Origin of the sequence: Klebsiella sp. MS 92-3 (genome assembly GCF_000195655.1) — a bacterium.
Taxonomy (GTDB): domain Bacteria; phylum Pseudomonadota; class Gammaproteobacteria; order Enterobacterales; family Enterobacteriaceae; genus Klebsiella; species Klebsiella pneumoniae.
The window spans coordinates 153,422-157,523 of sequence record NZ_GL882724.1 but is presented as its reverse complement, the minus strand read 5'-3'; the positions used below and the strand labels follow the sequence as shown (position 1 = coordinate 157,523).

Genomic DNA, 4,102 nt, shown 5'->3' with positions numbered 1-4,102 from the left:
CCCCCCCCCCCCCCCCCCCGGCCGGGCGCGCACGCCCTGTCGCCAGTTCCAGCGTCGGCAGGTTACGCCTATATCATCCCGCCAGATGACTTCGCCCGGCTCCGGATATTCCACTACCGGCTCTGCCGATTTTAGCGTATCGAATGGCTCATCGCCGCGGGCAATGGCCAGCCGCGGTTCGCCACGGTAGGCGGCCAGATTTTCCCCACCGACCGGGACAGCATAGCGAATGCTGATCGCGTTGTAGATATCCACCACCGGATCGATGGCCGGCAGGCTCCCCTCTTTCAGCACCCGCTTGCGCAGCGCCTGCGCCGAACAGGGGGTACGTTTCGCCTTCGCGCCGAAGGCGCTGAACGCTTCATCCCATGCCGCCAGGTGCGCTTGCGCCCAGGGCACATCATCCTGCTGCACCGCCAGGCAGGCCTCGGCCAGCGCCTGCTCCGCGACGGCGGGATCGGCCACCGGCGCGCTCTCCACCACAATACTTAATGCCCGAAAGCCCGGCGCCAGGCGGCTGACCGCAGATTCGATTGACGGCGTTACGCTACGCATTCGATAATCCTGTAATGACCAATTTGTTTCATCATAGTGACCAATGAACGTAAAAGTCAATATAACGACCGATTCAGGATCTGATGTCGACCAGGTAAGTCGCGCCGTCGCCACGCGGCTGAAGGCCTACCGTAAAGCGAAAAAAATGTCGCTGGACGAGCTGTCGCGCCGGGCCAGCATCAGCAAAGGTATGCTGGTCGAGATGGAAAAAGAGGCCGCCAATCCCAGCATTGCGATCCTCTGCAAACTCGCCGCCGCGCTGGGCGTATCGGTAGCGGATATTGTCAATGTGGCAAGCGAACCCGCGTTGCATATTATTCCCGCCGAGCAGATCCCCACCCTCTGGCAAGGCCCGCTGGGGGGCAGCGCCAGGCTCCTCGCCGGCACCGCCGGGCCGAATATGATTGAGCTGTGGCGCTGGGAGATGCAGCCCGGCGAAGCCTTTACCTCGCCCGGCCACCCGGCAACAACCTTCGAGCTGCTGCACGTGGAAGCCGGCGCGCTGACGCTGACGCTTGGCGAGACCTGCCGCACGGTGGCGGCCGGGGAATCGGCGGTGGCCCGCACCGAAATAGAGCACGGTTACCGCAATGAGGGTACCGCGCCGCTGGTCTTTACCATGACCGTGGCTGAACTGCCCTCCTGACAGACATAATGATAAGACGATGACAAAACTCATTTATTTACAGGGCTATCCTGAATCGCTGCTGGCGCAGGTGACCACGTTAATCGAGCAAGGCCGCCTCGGCGAGGTGCTGCAAAAGCGCTATCCGCAAGGGCACGACGTTAACAGCGATAAAGCGCTGTATCAGTACACCCAGGACTTGAAAAACCGCTTTCTGCGCGGCGCGGCGCCGATCAACAAAGTGATGTATGACAGTAAGATCCACGTGCTGAACAATGCGCTCGGCCTGCATACCGCCATTTCCCGCGTGCAGGGCGGTAAGCTGAAAGCTAAAGCGGAAATTCGCGTGGCGACGGTATTTCGCGACGCGCCGGAAGCCTTTCTGCGGATGATCGTGGTTCATGAACTGGCGCATCTGAAAGAGAAGGATCACAACAAGGCTTTCTATCAGCTGTGCTGCCATATGGAGCCGCAGTACCACCAGCTGGAGTTCGACACCCGCCTGTGGCTGACGCACCTTTCGTTAAATCGTTCTGCGTAGTGATGCACTGGTTTTGTCATGACGGCATGATAGAGTGGCGGCAGGTTCCCTTTAACGGAGTTCGTCAACGTTTATGATACGTTTCGCAGTTGTTGGCACAAACTGGATCACCAAGCAGTTTGTCGATGCCGCCCATGAAACCGGCAAATATAAACTTACCGCCATCTACTCCCGCAGCCTCGAACAGGCGCAAGCCTTCGCCAAAGACTATCCGGTCGAGCATCTGTTTACCTCGCTCGATGAACTGGCACAGAGCCCTGACGTTGACGCGGTCTATATTGCCAGCCCGAACTCGCTGCACTTTCCGCAGACCCGGCTGTTCCTGAGCCATAAGAAGCACGTCATTTGCGAAAAGCCGCTGGCGTCGAACCTGCAGGAAGTCGAGGCGGCGATAGCGCTGGCGAAAGAAAATAACGTGGTGCTGTTTGAAGCCTTTAAAACCGCCAGTCTGCCTAACTTTCTCCTACTGAAAGAAACGCTCGCTAAAGTGGGCAAACTACGCAAAGCCTTTATCAACTACTGTCAGTACTCCTCGCGCTATCAGCGCTACCTTGACGGCGAAAACCCCAACACCTTTAACCCGGCGTTCTCTAACGGTTCGATTATGGATATCGGCTTCTATTGCCTGGCGTCCGCTGTGGCGCTGTGGGGCGAGCCGCAGGCCGTTCTTGCCACCGCCAGCCTGCTGGACAGCGGCGTAGACGCCCAGGGCACCGTGGTGCTGAGCTATGGCGACTTCGACGTGACGCTGCATCACTCCAAAGTTAGCGATTCCGCGATCCCCAGTGAAATTCAGGGCGAAGACGGCGCGTTAGTGATCGAAAAAATCTCCGAATGTCAGAAGCTGGCGTTTGTGCCGCGCGGCGGTAAAGCCCAGGACCTGACGCAGCCCCAGCACATTAATACCATGCTGTATGAGGCGGAGACCTTTGCGCGCCTGGTGGAGACACAGGATGTGGATCACCCGGGCCTGGCGGTGAGCCGGATCACCGCCAAACTGTCCAGCGAAATTCGTCGCCAGACCGGGGTGATCTTCCCGGCCGATACGCAGCCGCTGGCGTAAAAGAGTGTAAAGGCCCGACCGGCCGCCATTGACGAAAACCGCCCTGTGACATATTTTGTTACGTGCAAAGGGGAGTAACTTCCTTGCCGGTTGATCGTCATTACGATGCGTGCAATACCGCATCCGGTCGCCGGGCAATAACCAAAGCCCATCGCGATGTACTTTGGTTGTTGTAAGTGAGACCTTGCCGGAAGGCGAGGTCTATGCATAAAAGCGCAGCGGCTGCCGTCTTCCGACGTCAGCCGTTTTGTTTTTATGTAAGGAATATCAAATGAATACTGTCGGCACGCCGTTGCTATGGGGTGGATTCGCTGTCGTTGTCGCGATCATGTTGGCAATCGACCTGCTGCTTCAGGGACGACGCGGTTCGCATAGCATGACCATGAAGCAGGCCGCTGGCTGGTCAATCCTCTGGGTCACGCTTTCTCTGCTGTTCAACGCCGCCTTCTGGTGGTATCTGGTGCAAACCCAGGGCCGGGCCGTCGCCGATCCGCAGGCCTTAGCCTTCCTCACCGGTTATCTGATTGAAAAAGCGCTGGCGGTCGATAACGTCTTCGTCTGGTTGATGCTGTTCAGCTATTTCGCCGTACCGCCTGCTCTGCAGCGCCGGGTGTTGGTGTATGGCGTACTGGGCGCGATCGTTCTGCGTACCATTATGATCTTCGCCGGCAGCTGGCTGATTTCGCAGTTCGACTGGCTGCTGTACGTCTTTGGCGCCTTCCTGCTGTTTACCGGCGTGAAGATGGCGCTGGCGAAGGAGGACGACTCCGGCATCGGCGATAAGCCGCTGGTGCGCTGGATCCGCAGCCATCTGCGGATGACCGATAAAATCGAGAGCGAGCGCTTCTTCACCCGTAAAAACGGGGTGCTGTTCGCCACCCCGCTGCTGCTGGTGCTGATTCTGGTGGAACTGAGCGACGTGATTTTCGCCGTCGACAGTATCCCGGCAATCTTCGCGGTCACCACCGATCCGTTTATCGTGCTGACCTCGAACCTGTTCGCCATCCTCGGCCTGCGCGCCATGTACTTCCTGCTGGCGGGGGTCGCTGAGCGCTTCTCGATGCTCAAATACGGTCTGTCGGTGATTCTGGTGTTTATTGGCGTGAAGATGCTGATCGTCGACTTCTACCATATCCCGGTTGCCATCTCGCTGGGCGTGGTGGGCGGCATCCTGGCCGTCACGCTGCTGATTAACGCCTGGGTCAACAGGCAGCACGACAAGCAGCGCAAACTGCCAGAGTAATCTGCTACCGCGCCGTCGGCCCTCGCTGGCGGCGCGGGAATCAGCTATAGCAGACGGTCTCGTAACGAGAATACC

At 58.6% G+C, this 4,102-nt stretch carries 4 protein-coding genes and 1 pseudogene; 4 read left to right on the top strand and 1 reads right to left on the bottom strand.

What is annotated here, in order from left to right; translation table 11 throughout:
- Positions 1 to 555 (bottom strand): annotated as a pseudogene (locus tag HMPREF9538_RS23935) (B3/4 domain-containing protein); the annotation flags it as partial.
- Between the two features lie 43 nt (positions 556 to 598).
- On the opposite strand from HMPREF9538_RS23935, the gene HMPREF9538_RS23940 reads away from it, so the two are divergent.
- The 4 genes from HMPREF9538_RS23940 (at position 599) to HMPREF9538_RS23955 (ending at position 4,027) form a co-directional block, all read left to right on the top strand.
- Positions 599 to 1,201, top strand: a complete 603-nt coding sequence (locus HMPREF9538_RS23940; protein ID WP_004210533.1) for a helix-turn-helix domain-containing protein — start codon at positions 599 to 601, stop codon at positions 1,199 to 1,201.
- A 19-nt stretch (positions 1,202 to 1,220) separates the two neighbouring features.
- Positions 1,221 to 1,721, top strand: coding sequence for a M48 family metallopeptidase (locus tag HMPREF9538_RS23945; protein ID WP_004144843.1), 501 nt, complete (start codon positions 1,221 to 1,223; stop codon positions 1,719 to 1,721).
- 73 nt (positions 1,722 to 1,794) lie between these two features.
- A complete protein-coding gene (locus HMPREF9538_RS23950) occupies positions 1,795 to 2,784 on the top strand; it encodes a Gfo/Idh/MocA family protein (protein ID WP_004181399.1) in 990 nt (329 codons plus the stop codon).
- A gap of 271 nt (positions 2,785 to 3,055) precedes the next feature.
- Positions 3,056 to 4,027, top strand: coding sequence for a TerC family protein (locus tag HMPREF9538_RS23955; RefSeq protein WP_004144845.1), 972 nt, complete (start codon positions 3,056 to 3,058; stop codon positions 4,025 to 4,027).
- The last annotated feature ends 75 nt before the right edge of the window (positions 4,028 to 4,102 follow it).

What these genes read in the sequence shown, in the direction of transcription:
- HMPREF9538_RS23955 (WP_004144845.1), top strand. Translation starts at nt 3,056, where the DNA reads ATGAATACTGTCGGCACGCCGTTGCTATGGGGTGGATTCGCTGTCGTT.
- HMPREF9538_RS23940 (WP_004210533.1), top strand. Translation starts at nt 599, where the DNA reads ATGAACGTAAAAGTCAATATAACGACCGATTCAGGATCTGATGTCGAC.
- HMPREF9538_RS23945 (WP_004144843.1), top strand. Translation starts at nt 1,221, where the DNA reads ATGACAAAACTCATTTATTTACAGGGCTATCCTGAATCGCTGCTGGCG.
- HMPREF9538_RS23950 (WP_004181399.1), top strand. Translation starts at nt 1,795, where the DNA reads ATGATACGTTTCGCAGTTGTTGGCACAAACTGGATCACCAAGCAGTTT.